This is a genomic window from Paraburkholderia phenoliruptrix (assembly GCF_019511605.1).
In the GTDB taxonomy this organism is placed as follows: Bacteria; Pseudomonadota; Gammaproteobacteria; order Burkholderiales; family Burkholderiaceae; genus Paraburkholderia; species Paraburkholderia phenoliruptrix_A.
In genome coordinates this window covers 459,566-483,770 of the sequence record NZ_JAEUAV010000002.1, presented here as the reverse complement: position 1 = coordinate 483,770, position 24,205 = coordinate 459,566, and the positions used below count along the sequence as shown (strand labels likewise).

Below are 24,205 nucleotides of genomic sequence, written 5' to 3'. Positions count from 1 at the left end.
CTTAAGACATATCTGGAGAACAAGATGCGTCACTACCCTCGTTCCGGCCGCCCACACGGTGCGGACCACGCTTTCGACGCCCGCTTCGAGCGCCATTCGCTGCACGCGCTCTGGCATGCGTTTGCCCATCGCCGTGCGATGCACGACGATCGCGACGAACACTCGCATCGCTTCTCCCCGTGGGCTCTCTGGCATGCCATGGGACGTCATCACGAGCATCGCGGCGGACGCGGTCTGTTCGGCGGCGGCCCCGGCGGCTTCGGCGGCGAAGGCGACGGTTTTCCGCGCGGCCGCAAGTTCACTTCCGACGATCTGCAACTGCTGCTGCTCGCGTTGATCGACGCACAACCGAGCCACGGCTACGAGCTCATCAAGGCGCTTGAAACGCGCTCGAACGGCTTCTATAGCCCGAGCCCCGGCATGGTGTACCCCGCGCTCACGTATCTGGAGGAACTCGGCTACGTGACCGTGCAGCTCGAAGGCAACCGCAAGCGCTACGAACTCGCGCAAGCCGGCCGGGATTACCTCGCGGCCAATCGCGAGCGCGTCGAACTGATGCTGGCAAAGCTCAGCCACATTGCCCGCAAGATGGATTCGGTGCGTCGCGCGTTTGCCGGCGAAGAACCCGCCGACATCAGCGAAGGCGGCTGGCTGCCCGAGCTGAGCCAGGCGCGCCGCGCGCTGAAAAACGCGCTGCTGCGCCGTGACAACGCGCCCGCCGAAGAACAGCGCCGCATCGCCGCGATTCTCATGCGGGCCGCGAAAGAAATAGAAGGCGAACAAAACTCTGCCAGCAGCAACAGCGACGACGCGCCCACCGCGTGAGCGCACGAGCGCCGGAGCCTTCTTCCACGCGCCGGCGCTTCGTTCCACCCGCCGCCCTGATTCGCCGCACGCTGGCCGCGCTGGCCCCTCTAGCCCCTCTGGCCCCTCCGGCGCCCGGCCCGCGGCGCATTCACTCACCGAACCGACAGGACCAGTGCCTCCATGCCGACTCAGCAAAACCGCCCCGACCTCGCCGTGCAGCGTGTACGGCATCCTCTCAAGTTCCGTCTGCTGCAAGTGAAAAACGTACGAACGATCACGCCGCATCTGGTGCGTGTGACCTTTAGCGGCGAGGACCTGCATGACTTCATGTCGGCCTCGTTCGACGATCACATCAAGGTGTTCTTCCCCGAGCCGGGCGCGGACAAGCCGGTGCTGCCGCAAGCAGGCCCAGACGGTCCCGTGTTCCCCGAAGGACGCAGGCCGACCGCGCGCGACTTCACGCCGCGCCGCTTCGACCCCGAGGCGCGCGAACTCGACATAGAGTTTGCGATGCACGAAGCCGGCCCGGCGGCGACATGGGCGGCGCAGGCGAAAGCCGGCCAGTATCTGGGAATCGGCGGACCGCGCGGCTCGCTCGTGATTCCGACCGCTTTCGACTGGCACCTGCTGATCGGCGACGACACCGCCCTGCCCGCCATCGCGCGGCGCCTCGAAGAACTGCCGGCCGGCAAGCGCGTGGCCACGGTGATCGAAGTGGCCGATCCGTCGGCTCGCATCGAGTTCCGGACTCAGGCGGAACTGCATCCGGTATGGGCATACCGCAATAACGAAGCCACGCGCGGCGAGACGTTGCTGCAAGCTGTCCGCGCAACGTATCTGCCGGAAGAAGGCGAAGGCTATGTATGGGCCGCGGGCGAAGCCGCGACGATGCGCGCGATCCGCTATCACCTGTGCACCGAACGCGGCGTCGACAAGTCGCGCATTCGTGCGGCCAGCTACTGGAAACAGGGCGCCGCGGCCGTGCATGAAACGCTGGACGACTGAGCGCCGCCACTGAGCGCCGCGACTTCAAGCGGCGGTTGCAAGCGGCGGCTGCAACGACAACAACAAAAACAGGAAACCTGCCGATGTATTCAATCGATTCGACGCATGAGCGCCGGCTGCTCTGGCTGCTTGCGCTAACCCAGTTCACCATCATCATGGACTTCATGGTGATGATGCCGCTCGGTCCACAAATCATGCATTCGTTTGCCATCACGCCGGCCGCGTTCGCGACGGCGGTGTCGGCGTATTCATGGTGTTCGGGCCTGTCGGGACTGTTCGCGGCCACCTATATCGACCGCTTCGACCGGCGCCGTCTGCTGCTCGCCGTGTATGCGCTGTTCGCGTTGTCCAACCTCGCGTGCGCGCTCGCGAACAGTTTCCACTTGCTGCTCGCCGCGCGCGCTTTTGCGGGTATCACGGGCGGCGTGCTGGCGTCGGTGATCATGGCGATCGTCGCGGACGTCATTCCCGTGCAAAGGCGCGGCGCCGCGACGGGCACCATCATGACCGCCTTCTCGCTCGCAGCGATCGCGGGCGTGCCGGCCGGCGTGATGCTCGGCGCGCACTTCGGCTGGGCCGCGCCGTTCCTGCTGCTGGTCGCGCTTTCGGGCGCAATCTGGCTGGCGGGCTGGCAACTGGTGCCGTCGCTCGCCGCGCATCTGGGCGCGCGCCAGCCGCCGCTCGCCGAAGTGCTGCCCGAACTCATGCGGCTGCTCGGCAATCCGCGCCACATGGCGGCATTCGCGCTGACCTTCGTGATGATGGTCGCGCACATGCTGATCATCCCGTTCATCGCGCCGGTGCTCGTCGCGAACCACGGCGTGGCGCCCGAGCAATTGTCGTGGCTCTACATGGCGGGCGGTGCGGCAACCTTCTTCACGTCACGCCGCGTCGGCAAACTCGCGGACCGGTTCGGCGCGCGGCGCGTGTTCCGCATCGCGGCGCTCTTTGCCTGTCTGCCGGTACTGTTCATCACGCACTTGCCGCATGTGCCGTTCTACGCGCTGCTGCTGTTCTTTCCGCTCTTCATGGTGCTCATGTCCGGGCGGATGGTGCCGATGCAAGCGCTGCTGACCACCGTCCCGCAGCCCGAGCGGCGAGGCGCGTTTCTCAGCGCGAACAGCGCACTTCAGGCGTTGGGCACAGGCTGCGGCGCATGGATCGGCGGCCTGATGCTCGGCAACTCGTCTGCCGGCCAGATCGTCGGATATGGGACGGTGGGGTGGGTCTCGGTAGCGGTCGCGCTGGCAGGCGTTCTGTGGGTTTCGCGCGTGCGAAGCGCGCAGGCGCCGCAAGGCCAGGCACCCGCGCCCCCTGTGCTGCGCAGCGATGCGGTAGTCGGCGAAGGCTGAACAAAGCGGCCATGACTCGAGCGGCCCTGACTCGAGCGCCTTCGCCCGAGCGTCAGTCAGACTGCGCCACCAAGGTCCGCGAGAGGATGCGCTTCGCGCTTCCACGGCGAAGTCAGAAAGTGCCTGACGCGCTCCGGCCGCACTTCCGGCAGCGTGGCGGGCGCCCAGCGGCCCTTGCGGTCCTTGTCGATCAGTTGCGCGCGCACGCCTTCGCAGAAGTCGCCCTCCTCGATGGCGCGTTTGACGATGCCGAGCTCCATCCGGAAACACTCGGCAAGCGTCATCTGCCGGCCGCGCAACAGCGCCTCGCGCGTCACATGAAGCATGGTGGGCGAATGCGCCGTGAGCGCGTCGTAAGTGGACTGCAGCCACTGTCTCACCTCGCGCGGCGAGTCGCGTTCGAGGTCGTGGCGCAACGTCGCCACGATTCTGTCGACGCCGGAGCGCCGGTCGAAATGCCGCAGGACCACTTGCGTCAACGGCGCCAACGCAGCATGCGGCACGATGTTGCACGGCGGCTCGAAGACGCCGCGCAATGCGCTCAGCAGATCGGCTTCATGCGACATGCGCCGCAGCCGTTCTTCGGCGGAGGCAAGCCAGTCGGCCGGCACGCACAAATCGGCGAGTTGCAGCCGCAATGCGTCGGCGCCTGACAAGGTCGCGCCGCTCAGGCCGACATACAACTCGAATTCGACGGGCATCACGGCGAGAAAGCGCGTCGCGCCGACATCCGGCACGAAGCCAATGCGCGTCTCCGGCATGGCGATTTTGCTGCGCTCGGTGACGATGCGCAGCCGTGCCGCCTGCCCGAGCCCCATGCCGCCGCCCATCGCGATGCCGTCGAGCAGCGCGACCACCGGCTTCGGGAAGGTATGCAACGCGTAGTCGAGCCGGTATTCGTCGACGAAAAACGCAAGCCAGCGGCTGTCGCCGTTCTTCGCGAGGCGATACACCTCGCGCACGTCGCCGCCTGCGCAAAAGCCCTTGTTTCCAGCGCCTTTGAGCACGAGCGCGGCGATCCCGTCGTCGTTGCGGCAATGTTCGACGAGCACCGCGAGCTCGCGAATCATCGCGTGCGACAGCGCATTGAGCGCGGCCGGGCGGTTCAGCGTGATGATCGCGACGCGGTTGACCACGCGAAACAGGATCTCGCGCTCGACGTCCACGCCCGCGGGCGGCGCAAACTCGGGCACGACGCTTTGCAAAGCGCTCATGGGTGCGTCCCCTGGTTGGTGGTGTGGGTGGCGTTGGTTGCTTCATCGCCTTGCATGACCTGCCAGCGCGGCGCGCGCTTTTCGAGGAATGCGTTCACGCCTTCGCGCTGGTCGGCACCGTCGAACAGATCGACGAAACGTTCGCGCTCGAGCGCAAGCGCGGCCGAGCGCGGCACGCCGTTGCGGGCGCCATGAATCAGTGTCTTGCTGAAACCGACGGCCTGTGGACTCAGCGTCGCGACACGCGCCGCCATGGCGAGCGCGGCGTCGCGTGCAGCGCCCTTTTCCACGACTTCTTCGACGAGCCCGATACGCAGTGCAGTCGCGGCGTCGACGCGTTCGCCGGTCACAATCATCCGCTTTGCCCAGCCTTCGCCGACCAGCCACGGCAGCGTCTGCGTGCCGCAACCGCACGGCAGCAAGCCGACGGCGGTCTCGGGCAGCGCCATCACCGCGTGCTGTTCGGCAATACGGATATCGCAAGCCAGCGCGCATTCGAGCCCGCCGCCCATTGCATAGCCGTTGATCGCGGCGATCACCACAGGCCGCGCATTTTGCAGCGCTTCGAACGCGGCGCCGAAGCGGGCTGCCGCGATCCGCGCCACTTCGCGATTGCCGTCGGCGAACGTATTCAAATCAGCACCCGCGCTGAAAAACTTCGGCCCCTCGCCGGTAACCACGATTGCGCGCACGCGTGGTTCGCCGTTCAGACGCTCCACTATCTGCTGCAATTGCAGCAAGCCCTCCGGTGTGAATGCATTTGCGGGCGGCCGCCTCAACGTGAGTTGCGCGACGCTGCCTTCGTGCATGTAATCGAGGTCGATCATCGCGCGGCTCCGTTTGCGGCGCGGTTGCCGCTGTTGTTGTCGTTGTTGTCGTCGTTGTTATTGCCGCTGCCGTTCTCGCTGTCGTTGCGATACAGCCTGATCACCGCCGAAAAATCCAGACGTCCCGCGCCTTTCGTGCTCATCGTTTGATAAAGCTGCTGCGCGAGCGCCCCGAGGTACACCGGTTGACGCGCGAACTTTGCGGCGTCGGTGGCGAGCCCGAGGTCTTTGAGCATCAGGTCCGTGCCGAAACCGCCGGTATAGCCGCGCGAGGACGGCGCGCTGTCTATCACGCCCGGCATCGGGTTATAGGTGTCGGAGCTCCAGCAGCGCCCCGTCGACGTATTGATGATGCCGCCCAGCACCTTCACGTCGATGCCGAGCGCTTCGCCGAGCGACATCGCTTCCGCCACGCCCGCCATCGTGATGCCGAGCACGAGGTTGTTGCAGATCTTCGCGACCTGGCCCGTGCCCGTGTCGCCGCAATGCACGATGTTCTTGCCCATCGCCGACAATACCGGCTTGACCCGCTCGTACGCGCTCGCACTGCCGCCCACCATGAAGGTCAGCGTGCCCGCAGCCGCGCCGCCCGTGCCGCCCGAAACAGGCGCATCGACAAATGTGTTGCCATGCTGCTGCGCGAGTTCGGCGAATGCTTTGACGCTTGCCGGGTCGATCGTGCTCGAATCGACGATAGTCACACCTTTGGCAATGCCGGCCAGCACGCCGTCTTCGGCAGTCAGCACACTGCGCACATGCGCGGCTGCGGGCAGCATCGTGATCACGCACTCGGCGTCGCTCGCCGCCGCTTTCGGCGAAGCGGCCGCTTTCGCGCCGGCCTCGACAAGCGCCTGTACGGCCTGCGCGCTGAGATCGAAAACGTTGACCGCGTGACCCGCCTTCAGCAGGTTGTGCGCCATCGGCGCGCCCATGTTGCCCAGTCCGATAAAACCAATCTTCATGATGCCGCCTCCGTTGTTGCGGGCTCGCTCAGCGCAGGGTGATGGTGGTATTCACGCCGTCGTTGACCGCGTCGTCGTCGAACCAGCGCGCGGTCACGGTCTTGGTCTGCGTGTAGAACTGCACGACCTGCTTGCCGTATGGGCCGAGATCGCCGAGCTTGGAGCCGCGCGAACCCGTAAAGCTGAAGAACGGCACCGGCACCGGAATCGGAATGTTGATGCCGACCTGGCCCACGTCGATCTCACTCTGGAATTTGCGCGCCGCCGCGCCGCTCTGCGTGAACAGTCCGACACCGTTGCCAAACGGATTGCGATTGACGAGCGCAATGGCGTCGTCAAGCGTGGCCGCGTTGAGCACGAGCAGCACCGGCCCGAAAATCTCCGTGCGATAGATCTCCATCGCGGTGCTCACGTTCGTGAAAATCGTCGGCCCGATAAAGTTGCCTTGCTCGTAGCCCGGTACCTTCACGTCGCGGCCGTCGAGTGCGAGCGTCGCGCCTTCCCGCACGCCCGCTGCGATCAGCCCGAGAATGCGTTCCTTCGCGGCGCGCGAAACGACGGGGCCGATATCGGTGTTCGGCTCGCTGCCCGCGTTCACCTTGAGCGTCTTCGCCTTGGCGACCAGATCGGGCAGCCATTGCTGCGCCGCGCCCACCAGCACGACTACCGAAGTCGCCATGCAACGCTGCCCCGCCGCGCCGAAACCCGCACCCGCGAGCGCATTCAAGGTCTGCTCGCGATTCGCGTCGGGCAGCACGACCGCGTGATTCTTGGCGCCCATCATCGATTGCACGCGCTTGCCGTGTTCGCTGCCGAGCCGATATACGTGCGTGCCGACCGCCGTGGAACCGACGAACGAAATTGCCTTCACCAGTTCATGCGTGCAGAGCGCATCCACCACGTCCTTGCCGCCGTGCACGACGTTGAGCACGCCCTTGGGCACGCCCGCCTCGAGCGCAAGTTCGACCAGTTGCATGGTCGACAACGGGTCCTGTTCGGAGGGCTTGAGCACGAAGGTATTGCCGCACACAATTGCCATCGGGAACATCCACAGCGGAATCATCGCGGGAAAGTTGAACGGCGTAATGCCCGCGCAGACGCCAAGCGGCTGGCGCAACGTGTAGGTGTCCACACCGCCCGCGACGTTTTCCGCGAATTCGCCTTGCTGCAAGGTGCCGATCGAGCACGCATGCTCGACCACTTCGAGTCCGCGAAAAACGTCGCCTTCGGCGTCCGCGATCGTCTTGCCCTGCTCCGCGCTCAGCGTCTTCGCAATGCGCGGCATATGCTCGCGAATCAGCGCCTGGTACTTCAGCATGATGCGCATGCGCGCACCGACCGGCGTGTTCTTCCACGTGCCGAACGCGGCATGCGCAGCGCGAATCGCTTCGTTGACTTCGTCCGGGGTTGAAAACGGCACGCGCGCCAGTACTTCTTGCGTGGCCGGATTCACAATGTCGCGCCATTCAGTGGTTTTGGATTCGACGAACTCGCCGTTGATCAGCAGCTTCACGGTGTTCGAGGCCATTGCGTTCATGCTGGAACTCCTGTTGTGGGCCTGGGCCCGGACAGTGGCTTGAAAAATGAATGTCTGATGTGGTCTGAGCGGCCTCAGAGGGCCAGGCGGTCTGAGCCGGTCAGAAGTGCGCGCTAGCGCAGGTCGGGGAAATCTTCTTCCCAGTATTCGTGTGGCAGGCGCGCGGGTTCGGCCTGCCGCTCCATTTCACGGCGCCGCAATTCGACGCGGCGGATCTTGCCCGAGATGGTTTTCGGCAACTCGCTGAATTGCAGACGGCGAATCCGCTTATACGGTGCGAGCTTTTCGCGCGAAAATGCGAACACCGCCCGCGCGAGCTCAGGCCCGGCTTCGTAGCCCTGGCGCACGGTGACAAACGCCTTCGGCACAGAAAGGCGCAGCGTATCGGGGCTCGGCACGACCGCTGCCTCGCCGATCGCTTCGTGTTCGATCAGCACGCTTTCCAGTTCGAACGGACTCAGCCGGTAGTCGGACGATTTGAAGACGTCGTCGGCGCGGCCCACGTACACGTAGTAACCGTCATCGCGGCGCAGCGCCACGTCGGACGTACGATAGAAGCCGTTGCGCATGGCCTCGGCGGTAGCCTTTGCGTTGTTCGCGTAGCCCGTCATCAGCCCGAGCGGACGCCCTTTGCCTTCGGGTCCCAACGGCAACGCGATCTCGCCTTCGCTTACCGGCTGGTCGTCGGCGTCGAGCAGCTCAATTCTGTAACCCGGCAATGGACGCCCCATCGACCCCGCGACCACTGCTTGCCCCGGCGGGTTGCCGATCTGGCAGGTGGTCTCGGTCTGCCCGAAACCATCGCGAATCGTAATGCCCCATGCGTGCTTCACGCGCTCGATAATCTCCGGATTCAACGGCTCGCCCGCGCCGACAATCTCGCGCAGCTTCACCGGATAATCCGCGAGATGTTCCTGCACGAGCATGCGCCACACGGTGGGCGGCGCGCACAGCGTGGTCACGTTGAAGCGAACCAGCACGTCCAGCGTGTCTTTCGGCACGAAGCGCGCGAAGTTGAAAACGAACACGCACGCCTGCGCATTCCACGGCGCGAAAAAGCAGCTCCATGCGTGTTTGGCCCAGCCCGGCGAGCTGATATTCCAATGTATGTCGTTCGGCTGCAGGCCGATCCAGTACATGGTGGACAGATGCCCGACCGGATAGCTCTGATGCGTATGCTCGACCAACTTCGGCTTCGACGTCGTGCCGGACGTGAAATAGAGCAGCAGCGGATCGGTGGCGCGCGTGACGCCTTCCGGCGTGAAATGCGGCGACGCCTCGTATGCCGCGGCCAGATCGATCCAGCCGTCGCGCGGCGCGCCCACGCAAAGGCGCGTCAACGGTACGTCGAGCGAATCGAATTTGGACAACTCCGCGCTGTCGACCACCACGAAGTTCGCACCGCCAATCTGCACGCGATCGCGCACGTCGTCGGCGGAAAGCTGGGTGGTGGCGGGCAGCACGATTGCGCCGAGCTTCATCGCGGCGAGCATCACGTCCCACAGTTCGACACGGTTTGGCAGCATCAGCAGCACGCGGTCGCCGCGCTTCACGCCGACACCGCGCAGAAAGTTGGCCATGCGCGCGGAGCGTTCCGACATTTGCGCGTAGGACACCCGCAGGCCGTCATGGGCCGGGTCGTCGACGATCCATAGTGCGGGGTTGTCGTTGCCGCGCGCGATCACGTCGAAGTAGTCGAGCGCCCAGTTGAACTCGTTGAGCACCGGCCATGCGAATTCGCGGTAGGCGCGCTCATAGTCGGTTCGATGGCGCAATAACAGCTCGCGGGCGTCGAAGAAGGCTTTCGCTGCAGTCATGGTCGTCTCCTGATGGGCGCGGTATGGATCCGCTCTTGTTCCGGTTGAACTCGCGTTGCTCTGTCGGCAAGCTATTTTGCGCTCAAACGCGGCTCGCGCAGCGTTCACACATGACGCGCAATCACCATGCGCTGCACTTCGCTGGTTCCTTCGTAAATTTGCGTGATGCGGGCGTCGCGATAGTGGCGCTCCACCGCGTAGTCTTCCAGATAACCGTAGCCGCCGTGAATCTGGATGGCGTTCGAGCAGACCTGTTCGGCCGTTTCCGACGCGAACAGTTTTGCCTGCGACGCCTCCGACAGACACGGCTCGCCCGCCGAGCGCAGCCGCGCCGCGTGATGTACGAGCAGACGCGCGGCGTTCAGGCGCGTGGCCATGTCCGCGAGCATGTTGGCGATGGTCTGATGATCCTTGAGCGCCTTGCCGAACTGCGTGCGCTCGCTCGCATAGGCGCGCGCCGCGTCGAACGCGGCCCGCGCAATGCCGACCGCCTGCGCCGCGATGCCGATGCGCCCGCCCTCGAGGTTCGACAGCGCGATGCGCAAACCCTCGCCCGGCTCGCCGAGCAGGTTTGCCTCGGGCACCGTGCAGTCGTCCAGCGAAACCGGACAGGTGTCCGAAGCACGAATGCCCAGCTTGTGCTCCGGCCTGCCCACGTTGAAGCCCGGCGTGTCCGTGGGCACGATGAACGCGGAGATACCGCGCTTGCCGCGATCTGGGTCCGTCACGGCGAACACGATTGCGATGTCCGCCCGTGCCCCGTTCGTCACGAACTGCTTGTTGCCGTTGAGTATCCACTTGCCGTCGCGCAGCACTGCTCGCGTGCGCAGGTTGTTCGCTTCCGAGCCCGCTTGCGGCTCCGTCAGGCAGAACGCACCGATGCGCCGGCCGCTCGCGAGGTCCTGCAAATAGCGGTCTTTCTGTGCGTCGCTGCCGAAGTTGAGGATCGGCCCGCAGCCGACGGAGTTGTGCACGCTCATCAGCGTCGCGCATGCGGCGCAGCCGGCCGCGATTTCTTCGAGCGCGAGCGCGTAGGCCACGTAGTCGGTATAGGAACCGCCCCACTGCGGCGGCACGATCATGCCGAGAAAACCCAGTTCGCCCATTTGCTTGACGACGTCCTCGGGCAGGTGCGCGTCGCGGTCCCACTGGGCGGCGTTCGGCGCGAGGCGCTCGGTCGCGAAGTCGCGTGCGGCGTCGCGAATCATGCGTTGTTCTTCGGTGTAGAAGCTGTCCATGAGCCTGAGTCCTGTGCTTGCGTTCGCAGCAAGTGTAGGCAACTCCCCTGCGCGCTTCGATGCTCAGCGCGATCATTGTGCGTGAGCGCGTTTGCCATACTGCTACCATGTGGTGCCGTGGATTCCCGCGTTGGGCAGTGCAACGCCTCGTCCGCGAGGCCAGGCGTTGAGCGCGATTGCCACACTGATCACACCGAGGTCGACCTGCATGAAAGCCGAGAAGGGCACCATTTCCGTGAGTCTCGTCAACGAAACGTTGGCACTTGCACTCGCCCGTGGACTGGACGCATCGCAGCTCGCCGAAGCCGCTGGAATTGCCGCGCCCATGCTGGCTTCGCCGAAAAGCCGCGTGTCGTCGGCGCAATATGGCGCGCTGTGGAGCGGCATAGCACGCGCGCTCGACGACGAATTTTTCGGTCAGGATTCGCATCGCATGAAATCCGGCAGCTTCGTCGCGATGACGCAGGCCGCGCTCACGGCACGCACCGGCGCGCAGGCGCTGGCGCGCGCCGTCGGCTTCATGCGGCTCGTGCTGGACGACCTGGGCGCGCAGATCGAAATGCACGCGCAGCGCGTGCGTCTGCGCTTTGTCGAGCGAGAAGGGACGAAGCCGCCTGCGATGTTTGCCTACGCGACCTATTTCATCGTCGTGTACGGGCTACTGTGCTGGCTGGTCGGGCGCCGCATTCCGCTGATCCAGGCGCGCTTTCGCTGCGCGGCACCGCCCGCCGCGCATGAGTACCAACTGATGTTTTGCGACGACATGGCGTTCGACCAGGCCGAGTCGTATGTCGATCTCTCGCCGGTTTTTCTCGAGCTTCCGGTGATTCAAACTCCGCGGTCGGCGAAGCCGTTCCTGCGCGACGCGCCGGCGAGCTTCATCGTCAAGTACCGCAATCCGGGCTCGCTTGCCGCGCGGGTGCGCAAGACGCTGCGCGCCTTGCCGATGGCCGCCTGGCCCGCCGCGGACCAAATGGCTGCACGCCTGAACGTCGCGGAGGCGACGATGCGGCGCCACCTGAAACAGGAAGGCCATACCTATCAGTCGATCAAGGACGACCTGCGGCGCGACATTGCAATCGGCGAACTGCAGAAGTCGCGGCGCACCATCGCGGATATCGCCGCTTCGGTGGGATTCGCGGAGCCGAGCGCGTTTCATCGCGCGTTTCGCAAATGGACCGGCATGCGCCCCACCGACTACCGGCCGGCGCGCGCGGACCTCACGCGGCGCGCGGAATCGGACTAAGCTGTAAGCAGCAGGCCAGTCTTTCTGGAGTGTCGGCCCGCGCCGGCGAATATCCGTCGACGGCGCGCGGCGCCCATTAGCGATGAGCACGTATCCGCGTCGCCCGTTCCGGCAGTCTGGCGCGCGCCCGTCCTTGATCCACGGCGGTGCCGCGCGCCGGTTCCTGCGCGGCATGACCGCGTTCGGGAGAGGTTTGGCGTTTGCGCTGCTGCTTGCTTCTCCGTTCGCATCTTTGCTGGTATCTCAACTGGCATCCTTGTTCGCGTCGGGCGAAGAGATTGCCGTGCCCACAGCTCACGCGGCAGCCGTCGCCGAGTCGCCCGGCAACGCATATGCGAGCCACAGCGTGGTGGTCATTCCGGTGAGCGGCGCAATCGGTCCTGCTAGCGCCGACTTCATCGTGCGCAGCCTGCAGCGCGCCGCCGACGGCCACGCGCAACTCGCAGTGCTGCAACTCGACACGCCGGGCGGGCTCGATACCTCCATGCGGCAGATCATCAAGGCGATTCTCGCCTCGCCGGTTCCGGTTGCGACGTTCATCGCGCCGAGCGGCGCGAGAGCCGCGAGCGCCGGCACGTACATCGTTTATGCGAGCCACATTGCGGCAATGGCGCCGGGCACCAATCTCGGCGCCGCCACACCTATTCAGATGGGCATTGGCGGCACCGAGCCGCCCGGGGGCGGCACGCCGCGCCTGCCAGGCACCGGCGACCGGGAACGGCAGGCGCCGGGCCCTGCCAGCGCGACGGCGCCTGCTGCGAGCAGCGCCAGCGGCGCTCCAGCCAGCAACGCCAGCGGCACATCCGCCGCACCCGCCAACCTGCCGCTCGACACCCAGTCGACCGAACTGCGCAAGCAGGTGCACGATGCGGCCGCGTATATCCGCGGCCTCGCGCAAATGCGCGGGCGCAATGCCGACTGGGCCGAGCGCGCGGTCCGCGAGGCGGTGAGCCTGACGGCCGCCGACGCGCTCGCGCAGCACGTCGTCGATGTGAATGCGCGCGACGTGCCCGACCTGTTGCGCCAGCTCGACGGCCGCACGGTCGCAACCAGCGCGGGCAACGTGAAGCTTGCCACAGCCCGCGCGCCGCTCGTCACGCTCGAGGCCGACTGGCGCAGCCACTTTCTCGCGGTCATCACCGATCCAAACGTCGCGCTCATGCTGCTGATGCTCGGCATGTACGGCCTCTTTTTCGAATTCGCCAACCCAGGCTTCGTGCTGCCCGGCGTGGTCGGCGCAATCAGCCTGCTAGTGGGACTGTTCGCAATGCAGATGCTGCCCGTCAACTACGTCGGCCTCGGGCTCATCTTTCTCGGCATTGCGTTTCTGATCGGCGAGGCATTTCTGCCGACCTTCGGTTCGCTCGGCTTCGGCGGCATTGTCGCGTTCGTGATCGGCGCGTTGATGCTGATCGACACCGACGTGCCGGGCTACGGCATTCCGTTGCCGATGATCGCCGCCGTCCTCGTATTCAGCGTGCTGTTCGTGCTCGGTGTGTCCCGGCTCGCGCTGCGCGCGCGGCGCAGGCCGGTGGTGACGGGTTCGGAGGGATTGATCGGCAGCATCGGCGTGGTGCTCGACGAGGGTCTTGTCAGCGTCGCAGGAGCCGGCGGCAACGCAGGCAGCGACGTGGCCAGCAAAGCAGGCGGCGGCACACGCAACCTGGCAGACAACATGGCACACGGCGCGGCACCCAGCGCAACGACCACTGCGACGAGCCCCACGCTATCCAGCCCAGCGGCCGGCTGGGCGCGCATCAACGGCGAGCGCTGGCACGTGTCGAGCCCGGTTCCGCTCGCGGCGGGCGAGGCGGTGCGGGTGAGCGCGCGGCAAGGGCTCACGCTGCTGGTCGAGCCGGTCATTGCCCCTCACACGCAGCAGCAACAGCCCTCTCTCGGAGGAAAGACCTCATGATCGGTTTCACATTCGGTTTCAGCAGTCTTCTGATTCTGCTGGTGGCGGCGCTGATCGCTTCGTCGATACGGATATTCCGCGAGTACGAACGCGGCGTCGTGTTCATGCTCGGCCGCTTCTGGAAGGTCAAGGGGCCGGGGCTCGTGCTGATCGTGCCGGTGGTGCAGCAGGTGGTGCGCATCGACTTGCGCACTGTCGTGTTCGACGTGCCGCCGCAGGATGTAATCACGCGCGACAACGTCTCGGTGAAGGTGAACGCCGTGGTGTATTTCCGCGTGGTCGATCCGGAGAAGGCCGTGATCCAGGTCGCGCGCTACTTCGAGGCCACCAGCCAGCTCTCGCAGACCACGTTGCGCGCGGTGCTCGGCAAGCACGAACTGGACGAGTTGCTCGCCGATCGCGAGCAGCTGAACGCCGACATCCAGAAAGTGCTCGACGCGCAGACCGATGCGTGGGGCATCAAGGTGGCCATCGTCGAAATCAAGCACGTGGACATCAACGAAACGATGATCCGCGCGATTGCCCGCCAGGCGGAAGCCGAGCGCGAACGGCGCGCCAAGGTGATTCATGCCGAAGGTGAATTGCAGGCTTCGCAGCAACTGTTGCAGGCGGCACAGACGCTGGCGCGCGAGCCGCAGGCGATGCATTTGCGCTATCTGCAAACGCTCACGACCATTGCCGCGGACAAGAACTCGACGATCGTGTTTCCGCTGCCCGTGGATCTGCTGAACACCGTGGTGGACCGTCTCACCGCCAGGCCGCCGGCGCCATGACCAGGCACGCGCAAGCGTCGCCGGGCGCACCGGATGCAACAGTGCATTGCGCAACGGGCGCCTTAACCGGCGCACCCGGCGCCCCTACAATACCAGGGACATCCCTAACTGCTTCAATGAGCCTGTCATGAAAACGCTTTCCCGTATCGGACTCGGCGCGCTGCTGGCCGCCGTCAGCATGAGCGCCGCGATGGCGCAATCGTCGCCCCGCCCCTCGGACCCGTCCGCGCCGAAAACCCGCGCCGAGGTCAAAGCCGATCTCGCCGAGTGGCGCGCGGCCGGCTACGATCCGCTCGACTGGATCAACTACCCGCACAACGCGCAGCGCGCCGCGCGCATCGTCGCGCAACGGCATGCGCAGCAGACGGACGGCACCGTCACGCAGTAAGCATCTGAGCTCAGCACGGCAGGCCATGCCGCTCGCGACCGCAATGGTCGCCGGGCCCGCCCGGGCCTACTGAAACCCGGCCTGCCGCCAGGCTTTGCTGCCCAAGCGCACAAATTCGCTTGCGGCTGCGCACGAGGCGCTGGCAAGGTATCATCTCGCCCCTACGACGAGAGATCCGCCCTATGGATTCGATAAAACGCTATTTCGGCCTCGATGCGGCCGGCACCAATCTGCGCACGGAAGTGCTCGCCGGCCTGACCACGTTCCTGACGATGGCCTACATCATCTTCGTGAACCCGGCCATTCTGGGCGACGCGGGCATGCCGAAAGACGCGGTATTCGTCGCGACCTGCCTCGTGGCCGCGCTCGCCTCGCTGATCATGGGTCTGTATGCGAATTACCCGATTGCGCTCGCGCCGGGCATGGGACTGAACGCGTACTTCGCGTACACCGTGGTAAAGGGCATGGGTTTCACGTGGCAGGCCGCGCTCGGGGCCGTGTTCATCTCGGGGTGCCTGTTTCTCGTGGTGACGCTGTTTCGCGTGCGCGAGGTGATCGTCAAAGGCATTCCGCATTCCATACGCATTGCCATTACCGGCGGCATCGGCCTCTTTCTCGCCATCATTTCGCTGAAGACAGCAGGCGTGGTGGTCGGCAATCCCGCCACGCTCGTCACGCTCGGCGATCTGCATAACCCGCATGTGGTGCTCGCGATCATCGGCTTCTTTGCCATCGTCACGCTCGACTACCTGCGCGTGCGCGGCGCGATCCTGATCGGCATTGTCGGCGTGACCGTTTTGAGCTTTTTCTTCGGCGGCAACCAGTTCCACGGCATCGTCTCCACGCCGCCCTCCATTGCCCCGACGCTGTTGCAACTCGACATTCGCGGCGCGCTGTCCACCGGCGTTCTGAACGTGATTCTGGTGTTCTTTCTGGTCGAACTGTTCGATGCGACGGGCACGCTAATGGGCGTCGCCAACCGCGCGGGTCTGCTGGTGGAGGGCAAGATGCACCGGCTCAACCGCGCGCTGCTCGCAGACAGCACCGCAATTCTGGCGGGCTCGGTGCTCGGCACTTCGTCGACGACCGCGTATATCGAAAGCGCCTCGGGCGTGCAGGCGGGCGGCCGCACTGGCGTGACGGCCATTACGGTGGCCGTGCTGTTTCTTGCGGCGCTATTCTTCGCGCCGCTCGCGGGCGTGGTGCCCGGCTACGCGACGGCGCCGGCGCTGCTTTACGTGTCGTGCCTGATGCTGCGCGAAATGCTCGACCTGCCGTGGGACGACGCAACCGAAGTCGTGCCGGCCGCGCTCACCGCACTGCTGATGCCGTTCACCTACTCCATTGCGAACGGCGTTGCCTTCGGCTTCATTTCATATGCGGGGCTCAAGCTGCTGACCGGCCGCGCGCGCCAGGTGAAGCTCGTGGTGTGGATCATCGCGGCGATCTTTCTGTTCCGCTACTTCTATCTCGGCAGCGAGTAGGCTCGCAGCAGGCGCGGCGCCGCCGCCGCGCTTTCGCGCGTCAGGCATCATGCATGACGCGGCACCGCTAAGGCATCACGTATCACGCATCACGCGTCAGGCGCGTCCGTTGGCTTCATAGAAGCGCACATAGCCGCTTCGCAGTACGACGCACTGTGCGCTGGTTTCCGAGAGCAGACGCCGGGTGGCCGCCTGAATACGCTCGCGGTGCGTGTCGAACGCGCCGACCATATCCTCGAGGCGCGTCGAGGCCGCGCCAAAGTGATCTTCGAGTGCTTCCGCGGTGATCATGCACTCCACCCTCTGCCCATCGACCAGCGCCGGAAACGCCAGGGTGAGTTCGCGACCTGAATATTCAGGACTTTCATTCGGGAAAAGGATCTGCATGGAGGTCACCTGGAAGTTAGGCACTGCGCACCATTCGCATGGGTAATGGCGCAAGCCGGTTACATCTGATCGCGCCTGGCCGATGCTCCCTCCTTTTCCAATGCCGGCGACGCGGGCTCGTCATCCGTCGGCACGGCACGCACTACGCGCGCCGCGAGGATGATTTGATCCACTTTAGACGAGTTCGCGCGCGGCGCAAGTTTTCCTTCAGGTTTGCTTGACGCTGGTGCGGGTTGCGCGGAACTCGTGCATCCGACACACCGGTGCCGAGGCGTCGACCACACATGGATGTGCCGCGCGAGCCCGCTGCCGCGACCGCGTCGCGGTGTTTTCCCTGCCGCGCGCAGGGCTTCGGCTCCTGTAATATCGGTGTTCTGCCGCCGGCGTGCATGCTGCGCCGCGGCATGAAACGGCAGGCAACGTACCCGCCGCACCGTTCACCGGAGACATGCCTTGAGCCATCGCCCCGCCACGCCGTCCCGCATCGGTCGGCCCGATGTCATCGCGCAAGCTCACGCGCGCTCGCTAGAACTCGGGCTGCGCGCGTCCGAAATGCCGGATTTTCATCCGCTGCGCCGGCCTGCGTTGCGCGAACTGGTCGATCGCAATCAGTCGCTCTTCACGCATGCGCTGCCGGTCATGGAAACGTTGCATGCGCAAATTGTCGACACGCAAAGCATGGTGCTGCTCACCGACAGTCAGGGCGTGGTCCTGCATAGTCTCGGCGACAGCGACTTCGTCGCGAAGGCCAAGCGCGTCGCGCTGTGTCCGGGCGTGTCATGGGCCGAGGCCGACCGCGGCACGAACGCCATCGGCACGGCGCTCGTCGACGGCCAACCCACCGTAGTCCACGCCGACGAGCACTTCCTGCACGCGAACCGCATTCTCACCTGCTCGTGCGCGCCAATTGCGGACCCGTTCGGGCACACCATCGGCGCGCTCGACGTGAGCGGCGACACGCGCGGCTTTCACAAGCACACGCTCGCGCTGGTCAGAATGTCGGCGCAGATGATCGAAAATCATCTGTTCTCCAATCAATTTGCCGAGGCAGTGCGCGTGCACTTTCACGCGCGCGCGGAATTCATCGGCACGCTGTTCGAAGGGCTCGCCGCGTTCGCCGCCGACGGCACGTTCCTGTCGGCCAATCGCAGCGCGCTGTTCCAGTTCGGACAGCCGCTTGCTGCATTGCAGGCTCAGCCGTTCGAGGCGCTGTTCGGCGTTGCCTTCGCCCAGGTATTGCAGCGGATCGCGCACGCGCCGCGCGAGAATGTGGTGCTGACGTTGCCAAGCGGCGTACGGGTGGTCGCGCGCGGCGAATACTCGGCGCAGCGTTATGTGGGGGCAGCGGCGGATAGTGGGGACAAGGTGAACGAACTCGCCTCGGACGCCGCGCGACGCGCAGCGCGCGCGGCCAGGCCGGCACTGCCCGCCGCCACGAGCACGCCTGCCACGCTTCAGACGCTCGACACCGGCGACCCGCAAGTCTCGGGCATTTTGCGGCGCGTCGCCAAGGTGCGCGGCCGCGACATTCCGATTCTGATCCTCGGCAAGACGGGCACGGGCAAAGAATGGCTCGCGCGCGCCATCCATCACGATTCGCCGCGGCGCGCGGCGCCCTTCGTCGCGTTGAATTGCGCGTCCCTGCCCGACACCTTGATCGAAGCCGAGCTGTTCGGCTATGAGGACGGCGCATTCACCGGCGCGAAAAAGCGCGGCAGCGTCGGCAAGATCGTGCAGGCCGACGGCGGCACGCTGTTTCTCGACGAAATAGGCGATATGCCGCTTGCGCAACAGGTGCGGCTCATGCGTGTGCTGCAGGAACGCACGGTGGTGCCGCTCGGCGGCACCCGCGCGATTCCGGTGGACCTGCGCGTTGTCTGCGCGACGCACCGCAATCTGCGCGCAATGATCGAAGAAGGCACCTTCCGCGAAGACCTGTATTACCGCATCAACGGACTCGTGGTGACGTTGCCCGCGCTTTGCGAGCGCACCGATCTGCCCGCGCTGGTCACGCGCATGCTCGAACTGCAAAACGAGGGCGAGAATGTGCCGCGGCGTGTTTCGCAGCAGGTGTTGGAACGCTTCATGAGCTACCGTTGGCCCGGCAATTTGCGGCAACTCGCGAACGTGCTGCGCACCGCGGGCATCATGGCCGAGAACGCGGATCAGATCGAGCTCGCCGATCTGCCCGAAGATTTCCTGCACGATTGTGCCGAGGCGGCGGCGAAACACAGCGCGGCTCGCCAGCCGCTCGGGACACGAGCCAATGACGACGACACGCGCGGGGTGCCACTCGACGCGCCGGCGCAGATGCCCGCGCCGTCGCGCATGGAAGACTGGCAGGCCACGCTGATTGCGCAGACATTGGCACGGCTCGACGGCAACGTGTCGGCGGCGGCCCGCGAACTGGGACTCGCCCGCAATACCGTGTACCGCTATTTGCGGCGGGGCGGCTCGACTCGCTAAGGCGCTCCCGCCGCGATTGCCGGTGATCGGCCGCACGAGCGTGTAAAGTGTGACGAGCACAGTCACACTTTCACATGATGTCCGACCCGCACCGCCCGCCTCTCGTTCGCGTCGAGCCGCTTGGCCGCAGCTTCGAGGCGCCCGATTCGCTCACCATTCTCGAAGCCGCCGGCTTCGCCGATCTGCGCTTGCCGCGTTCATGCCGCAACGGCACCTGCCGCACCTGTATGTGCAAAATGACGGCGGGAGAAGTGCGCTACACGATCGAATGGCCGGGTCTTAGCCGCGAGGAAAAGCAGGAAGGCTACATTCTGCCGTGCGTGGCGATTGCGCAAACGGATGTGGTGATCGAAGCGCCGGAGGCAATCGCATTGCCGGCGCGGGAGCCGCGCTGAAGGGGTTGGGCGGGCTGAGCTGGTTGAGCTGGTTGAGCTGGTTGAGCTGGTTGAGCCGGTTGAGCTGGTTGAGCTGGTTGAGCTGGTTGAGCTGGTTGAGCGGCTGAACAGGGTGAGCTGGTTCCGCTGGTTAAGCTTGTTGAACGGCCTGAACTGCGGTGCGTGCTCCGCGCCAGTCTGCCGTGCTCAACCTCAATCGATCTGCGCGAAGCGCGGCATGCTCACGCCTTCATGCTCGATCTGCTCGAAAAACACCGTTGCCGGGCGTGTCCAGATCGTGCCGTTGCTTGCCCTGTAGACGATCATCGTGACCGACGGATCCGACTCGAGCGTCGCCTCGCAGATCAACTCATAAATTCCGCCTTTGTAGTGACGGTAGCGCGTGTTTGTCGACATGAATTGCGTGGCGGCGCTCAGCCGCCTTCCTTCATCTGCTTGAGAATTTTATAGACGGTGGCGCGGCCCATGGTCAGCACGGCCGCCACGTAGTTCGCGGAACTGCGGCCGCGAAAAGCGCCTTGCGCATGCAGCGCCTCGACGATTTCACGCTTGTGTTCGCGCGTGAGCGCGTTGATGCCGATCTGCCGTTCGCGCAGCCACGTGTGCAGATACGTGTTGATGCGGTCCTGCCAGTCGTCGCGGAACAGGTCTTCGGCGGGTGCGTCGGTCAGATTGCCGCCCCGGATGAAAAGGTCGAGCGTGGAGCGCACGTCTTCGAACACCGCGATATTGAAGTTGATGCACAGCATGCCTGCGGGCTTGCCGTTGTCGTCGAACAGAATGTTGCTCACGCAACGCATGCGCCGGCCGTCCCAATTGAGCTTTTCGTAGGGACCGATGGTGCGCCCGCGGGCCGCATAGTGAACCTCGTCGAGCACCGAAGGGCCGCCGACCTCCAGCTTCGACAGATTGTTCGCGAGATACGCGATGCTCTGGTCGCGCAGGTCGTGAATGACGACTTCGGCGCATGGGTAGAAGAGCGCCGCAATGCCGTCGGCAATGGGAGCGTAGCGCTCGAGCAGCAGGTCTTTCACGGGGGACGCGGTGGTCTGGCGCATTGGCAGATGACGGTGTGGCGGCGTTGAAAACGAAGGGTAAAGCGCGCAGCCCGGCCGGAGCGCTCATGCACGATCAGGCTGCAAAACCGGCGGCGCAGGTGCGGCTTGCCTCGCGCGGCAACTCGCCATTGTAGCGAGCCTGCCGGGCGATCTGGGCGTGCCGGGAACTTTTTGCTATCCAATCGGACCTATTTAGTGCATCATATTGGAATAGTTGTATTCCGCATTTGCAGCACAGGCAGTCTCGTACCGGCATTTCCGCAACATCCCCGACTGTTCGAGCGCCGCCCGTCGGCGATCCCGTCACTCCGGCAATGCGCCGCCTGCATTAGCCGCCGCGAGTTGTGTAGCTGAGCTGTTCAGCTGAGTTTCAGCTTTCACGCGCCCGGTGTCCACGCGACACCAGCGTGTTTCTTCTCCATCGAATCCGCGACTTTGCGCGGCGTGCTCAGGCCTTTCGAATCGGGCCTGCGCCAACTTTTTCCATGGCGGCGCGCCTTTCGACGCAGCGCTGCCCGGCCTGTCGTGCCGCGCGTAACACGCGTGACACTCCGGCCACGTAATACAGGACATATGCGATGAGTTCAGCAGTCAAGACGTACAAGGGTTATGAAATCCACCCGCTCGTCTATCCGCGGCGCCCCACCAACGGCCAGACGAGCCGCAACGCAGACGCCGGCTACGACGCATCGGTGCGAATTTGCCGCGTGGGCGCGAACCCCGCGGCCGAGGGCCGCGTGTTTCGTCTGCAGTATCTGTTTCCGTTCGACGGCACCGGCAAGGCGCGCATTGCATGCACGGCCCACGCCGAGCAGCTGATAGACGGCCGCGTGGACGGCCAGTCGGTCGCCGATCTTTGAGCGGCGTCAACGGTACAACAGCCGTTGCCGCCAACCGCGGGCTCGCCGCCCGCTCGCAACACTATCCGCTGCAGCGCCTTGCCAAGGCGTCGCGCACCCTATCCCATCGACCAGGAGTTATGCATGGCGAAAGAAGAACTGCTTGAACTTGACGGTATCGTCGACGAAGTACTTCCGGACAGCCGTTACCGCGTGACGCTCGACAACGGCGTCGTGGTTGGCGCTTACGCGTCCGGACGCATGCGCAAGAACCACATTCGTATTCTCGCGGGCGACCGCGTGACGCTGGAGCTGTCGGTCTACGACCTGACCAAAGGCCGCATCAACTTCCGTCATAAGGACGAGCGCGCAGGCGGCGGCGGCGCGGCTCGCAGCAATTCGCAATTCCGTCGCCGTTAAGGCGAACTGCAGCCGGCCGGGCAAGTGCTTGCTCGTGCTCCGGCGCCCGCGTTGTACGCAGAGCCGCTCGCGCGCGTTCTCCGGTCCGGCATGAGCCGAACCGGGGCGGCGTAGCGGCAGTGCTGTTGCGGCACTTCCCCGTTGGTCTTCCCCGTGAAACGTTCAGCGTGCGCCGCTTCGGTGCAGCGCGTGCGCATGCCCTGTCCTGGTGCGTGACTGCTGTGGCAAAGCTGCGCCTAGGCAGGCGCTTCCTTCGCAGACAGGGCTTTCCTGCATATGGCATTGAAGTTGCTTTAACGGTGTCCAGCCGTCGATTGCCACTACTCCATGCTGCGTGTTCTCCTCGTCACCGATACCGACAAGCCGATAGGCGACCTACGTGACGCGCTCGCCCGGCTCGGCTATGAGATGCTGGCGAGCACCGCGACTCCGCACGCGCTGCACAGCACGGTTCAGAGCGAGCGCCCGGACGTCATCATCATCGACACGGATTCGCCCTCGCGCGACACGCTCGAGCAGCTCGCGGTAATGAACGCTACCGCGCCGCGGCCGGTGCTCATGTTCAGCCACGACGACAACCAGCAGTTGATCCGCGACGCCGTCGGCGCAGGCGTCACTGCCTATCTCGTCGAAGGACTCGAAACCGGACGGCTCGCGCCGATCCTGGAAGTCGCGCTTGCGCGTTTCGCGCAGGAATCGCAACTGCGCGAACGCCTCGCCCAGGTCGAGAACGAACTTGCCGAGCGCAAGCTGATCGACCGCGCCAAACGCCTGCTGATGGATCAGCAGAAAATCACCGAGCATGCCGCCTACGCCGCGCTGCGCAAACGCGCGATGAACCAGGGGGTCAAGCTCGCCGAGGTCGCGCGCGCGGTCGTCGCGGCGGCCGAATCGCCCAAGTGAAGCATTCCATGAACTCTGCCAGCCCTCCCGCTTCGTCGTCTGCTGCATTGCCATTGGGGCAGCTCGAGAAAACGCATCTGCGGCTCGGGTTCGTCGCGCTTTCCGACGCGGCACCGCTCGTTGCCGCAAAGCTGCTCGAATTCGGTCACGCGCACGGACTCACGCTCGAACTGTCGCGCCAGCCTTCGTGGGCCGCCGTGCGCGACAAGCTGCTGGCCGGCGACCTCGACGCGGCGCACACGCTGTACGGCCTCGTCTACGGCGTGCAGCTCGGCCTTGGCGGTCCGCAAACGGACATGGCGGTGCTGATGGTGCTCAACCGCAACGGCCAGGCGTTCACGTTGTCCAACCGTCTCGCGGATGCGCTCGCCGCGCACGGCACGCTGCGGCAAGCGCTCGCCACGCTCGGCCGCAAGCCGGTCTTCGCGCAGACCTTTCCCACCGGCACGCACGCCATGTGGCTGTACTACTGGCTCGCCGCGCAAGGCGTGGACCCTTTGCGCGAAGTGGAAAGCGTGGTCATTCCGCCGCCGCAGATGGTCGCCGCGCTCGCCGAGGAGCGGCTCGACGGCCTGTGCGTGGGCGAGCCGTGGAATGCAATGGCCGAAGCGGAAGGCGTCGGCAGAACAGTGGCTTATACGAGCGAAGTGTGGTCCGATCATCCGGAGAAAGTGCTCGCCTGCCGGCGCGATTTCGTCAGCGCGAATCCCAATACCGCGCGTGCCCTCGTGCAGACGATGCTCGAAGCCTGCCGCTGGCTTGACGGCCCCGGACACCGCAGCGAGATCGCGCGCTGGCTCGCGCGGCCGGAGTATATCGGCATCGACGAAGCACTAATCGCGGCGCGTTTTGGCGACGCGCTTCCGGCCTCCGCGCCGCGTGGTTTGCCGGTGCGCTTCTTCGACGAGGGCGCGGTCAACTATCCGCAGCCGTTCGAAGGGGCCTGGTTCCTGACGCAATTCGAACGCTGGGGCATGATCGACGCGCGCGGCGACTACGCGCAGATCGCCGGGCAAATCAATCAGACGCAGTTGTACCGCGAGGCCGCCGCGCAGGTGAAGGTCGCCGTGCCGGCGCAGGCACCCACGCCCGTATTCATGGACGGCGCCCACTGGAACAGCGCGACGCCGGCTGCGGCGTTTGCTCAAAGCTTCGCGATCCGTCGATAAGCG

The 24,205-nt window shown here is 65.3% G+C and carries 23 protein-coding genes; 14 read left to right on the top strand and 9 right to left on the bottom strand.

The genetic code is table 11. The features are described 5' to 3' along the window. Positions 1-24 precede the first annotated feature (24 nt). The 3 genes from JNB89_RS05885 (at position 25) to JNB89_RS05875 (ending at position 3,164) form a co-directional block, all read left to right on the top strand. On the top strand, positions 25-825 hold the full coding sequence (locus JNB89_RS05885) for a PadR family transcriptional regulator (RefSeq protein ID WP_220361598.1): 801 nt from the start codon (positions 25-27) through the stop codon (positions 823-825). Positions 826-987: 162 nt separating this feature from the next. Then, complete coding sequence (locus tag JNB89_RS05880) at positions 988-1,812, top strand: siderophore-interacting protein (protein ID WP_220361597.1); 825 nt, start codon at positions 988-990, stop codon at positions 1,810-1,812. 83 nt (positions 1,813-1,895) lie between these two features. Then, on the top strand, positions 1,896-3,164 hold the full coding sequence (locus JNB89_RS05875; RefSeq protein WP_220361596.1) for an MFS transporter: 1,269 nt from the start codon (positions 1,896-1,898) through the stop codon (positions 3,162-3,164). Between the two features lie 56 nt (positions 3,165-3,220). Here the strand turns inward: JNB89_RS05875 and JNB89_RS05870 are convergent, their stop codons facing one another. The 6 genes from JNB89_RS05870 to JNB89_RS05845 all read right to left on the bottom strand — a co-directional run bounded on the left by JNB89_RS05870 (position 3,221) and on the right by JNB89_RS05845 (position 10,759). After that, positions 3,221-4,378, bottom strand: coding sequence for an enoyl-CoA hydratase/isomerase family protein (locus JNB89_RS05870; RefSeq protein ID WP_220361595.1), 1,158 nt, complete (start codon positions 4,376-4,378; stop codon positions 3,221-3,223). Next, positions 4,375-5,205, bottom strand: coding sequence for an enoyl-CoA hydratase (locus tag JNB89_RS05865; protein ID WP_220361594.1), 831 nt, complete (start codon positions 5,203-5,205; stop codon positions 4,375-4,377). The genes JNB89_RS05870 and JNB89_RS05865 overlap by 4 nt, the downstream gene beginning before the upstream one ends. After that, positions 5,202-6,167: a 3-hydroxyisobutyrate dehydrogenase gene (gene mmsB, locus JNB89_RS05860; RefSeq protein WP_220361593.1), complete on the bottom strand. Its 966-nt coding sequence runs from the start codon at positions 6,165-6,167 to the stop codon at positions 5,202-5,204. The genes JNB89_RS05865 and mmsB overlap by 4 nt, the downstream gene beginning before the upstream one ends. Positions 6,168-6,195: 28 nt before the next feature. Then, positions 6,196-7,704, bottom strand: coding sequence for a CoA-acylating methylmalonate-semialdehyde dehydrogenase (locus JNB89_RS05855; protein WP_220361592.1), 1,509 nt, complete (start codon positions 7,702-7,704; stop codon positions 6,196-6,198). Positions 7,705-7,817: 113 nt separating this feature from the next. After that, complete coding sequence (locus JNB89_RS05850) at positions 7,818-9,521, bottom strand: AMP-binding protein (protein ID WP_220361591.1); 1,704 nt, start codon at positions 9,519-9,521, stop codon at positions 7,818-7,820. Positions 9,522-9,625: 104 nt separating this feature from the next. Beyond that, positions 9,626-10,759, bottom strand: a complete 1,134-nt coding sequence (locus tag JNB89_RS05845; protein WP_220361590.1) for an acyl-CoA dehydrogenase family protein — start codon at positions 10,757-10,759, stop codon at positions 9,626-9,628. Positions 10,760-10,967: 208 nt separating this feature from the next. Here JNB89_RS05845 and JNB89_RS05840 point away from each other — a divergent pair, with 208 nt between their 5' ends. The 5 genes from JNB89_RS05840 (at position 10,968) to JNB89_RS05820 (ending at position 16,565) form a co-directional block, all read left to right on the top strand. Then, positions 10,968-12,005, top strand: coding sequence for an AraC family transcriptional regulator (locus JNB89_RS05840; protein WP_220361589.1), 1,038 nt, complete (start codon positions 10,968-10,970; stop codon positions 12,003-12,005). Between the two features lie 82 nt (positions 12,006-12,087). Beyond that, a complete protein-coding gene (locus tag JNB89_RS05835) occupies positions 12,088-13,920 on the top strand; it encodes an NfeD family protein (RefSeq protein ID WP_220361588.1) in 1,833 nt (610 codons plus the stop codon). Next, positions 13,917-14,693 carry a slipin family protein gene (locus JNB89_RS05830; RefSeq protein WP_220361587.1) on the top strand — a complete coding sequence of 259 codons (777 nt, stop codon included), beginning with the start codon at positions 13,917-13,919 and terminating at the stop codon, positions 14,691-14,693. Before JNB89_RS05835 ends, JNB89_RS05830 begins: the two co-directional genes overlap by 4 nt. 127 nt (positions 14,694-14,820) lie before the next feature. Beyond that, positions 14,821-15,081 carry a DUF4148 domain-containing protein gene (locus JNB89_RS05825; RefSeq protein WP_013343012.1) on the top strand — a complete coding sequence of 87 codons (261 nt, stop codon included), beginning with the start codon at positions 14,821-14,823 and terminating at the stop codon, positions 15,079-15,081. Positions 15,082-15,263: 182 nt separating this feature from the next. After that, the gene (locus JNB89_RS05820) at positions 15,264-16,565 is read left to right on the top strand and encodes an NCS2 family permease (protein ID WP_013343011.1); all 1,302 of its coding nucleotides are present in this window, start codon (positions 15,264-15,266) and stop codon (positions 16,563-16,565) included. A 96-nt stretch (positions 16,566-16,661) separates the two neighbouring features. On the opposite strand, the gene JNB89_RS05815 is transcribed toward JNB89_RS05820, so the two are convergent. Then, positions 16,662-16,952, bottom strand: coding sequence for a DUF1488 domain-containing protein (locus tag JNB89_RS05815; protein ID WP_013343010.1), 291 nt, complete (start codon positions 16,950-16,952; stop codon positions 16,662-16,664). Positions 16,953-17,405: 453 nt separating this feature from the next. Between JNB89_RS05815 and JNB89_RS05810 the strand changes: the two genes are divergently transcribed. Next, complete coding sequence (locus JNB89_RS05810; RefSeq protein WP_220361586.1) at positions 17,406-19,418, top strand: sigma-54-dependent Fis family transcriptional regulator; 2,013 nt, start codon at positions 17,406-17,408, stop codon at positions 19,416-19,418. Between the two features lie 77 nt (positions 19,419-19,495). Then, positions 19,496-19,813 (top strand): 2Fe-2S iron-sulfur cluster-binding protein, encoded by a 318-nt coding sequence (locus JNB89_RS05805; protein ID WP_220361658.1) that lies wholly within the window; start codon positions 19,496-19,498, stop codon positions 19,811-19,813. Positions 19,814-20,005: 192 nt separating this feature from the next. Here JNB89_RS05805 and JNB89_RS05800 read toward each other — a convergent pair whose 3' ends face one another. Together JNB89_RS05800 and JNB89_RS05795 are read right to left on the bottom strand one after the other, a co-directional pair. Continuing rightward, positions 20,006-20,209 (bottom strand): DUF1653 domain-containing protein, encoded by a 204-nt coding sequence (locus JNB89_RS05800; RefSeq protein WP_013343007.1) that lies wholly within the window; start codon positions 20,207-20,209, stop codon positions 20,006-20,008. Positions 20,210-20,226: 17 nt separating this feature from the next. Continuing rightward, the gene (locus JNB89_RS05795) at positions 20,227-20,871 is read right to left on the bottom strand and encodes a helix-turn-helix transcriptional regulator (RefSeq protein WP_013343006.1); all 645 of its coding nucleotides are present in this window, start codon (positions 20,869-20,871) and stop codon (positions 20,227-20,229) included. Between the two features lie 578 nt (positions 20,872-21,449). Here JNB89_RS05795 and JNB89_RS05790 point away from each other — a divergent pair. The 4 genes from JNB89_RS05790 to JNB89_RS05775 all read left to right on the top strand — a co-directional run bounded on the left by JNB89_RS05790 (position 21,450) and on the right by JNB89_RS05775 (position 24,202). After that, positions 21,450-21,731, top strand: a complete 282-nt coding sequence (locus JNB89_RS05790; RefSeq protein WP_013343005.1) for a hypothetical protein — start codon at positions 21,450-21,452, stop codon at positions 21,729-21,731. A gap of 123 nt (positions 21,732-21,854) precedes the next feature. Beyond that, positions 21,855-22,130 (top strand): translation initiation factor IF-1, encoded by a 276-nt coding sequence (gene infA / locus JNB89_RS05785; protein ID WP_013343004.1) that lies wholly within the window; start codon positions 21,855-21,857, stop codon positions 22,128-22,130. Positions 22,131-22,457: 327 nt separating this feature from the next. Continuing rightward, a complete protein-coding gene (locus JNB89_RS05780; protein ID WP_013343003.1) occupies positions 22,458-23,033 on the top strand; it encodes an ANTAR domain-containing response regulator in 576 nt (191 codons plus the stop codon). 8 nt (positions 23,034-23,041) lie between these two features. Further along, positions 23,042-24,202 carry a CmpA/NrtA family ABC transporter substrate-binding protein gene (locus JNB89_RS05775; protein ID WP_220361585.1) on the top strand — a complete coding sequence of 387 codons (1,161 nt, stop codon included), beginning with the start codon at positions 23,042-23,044 and terminating at the stop codon, positions 24,200-24,202. Positions 24,203-24,205 lie beyond the last annotated feature (3 nt).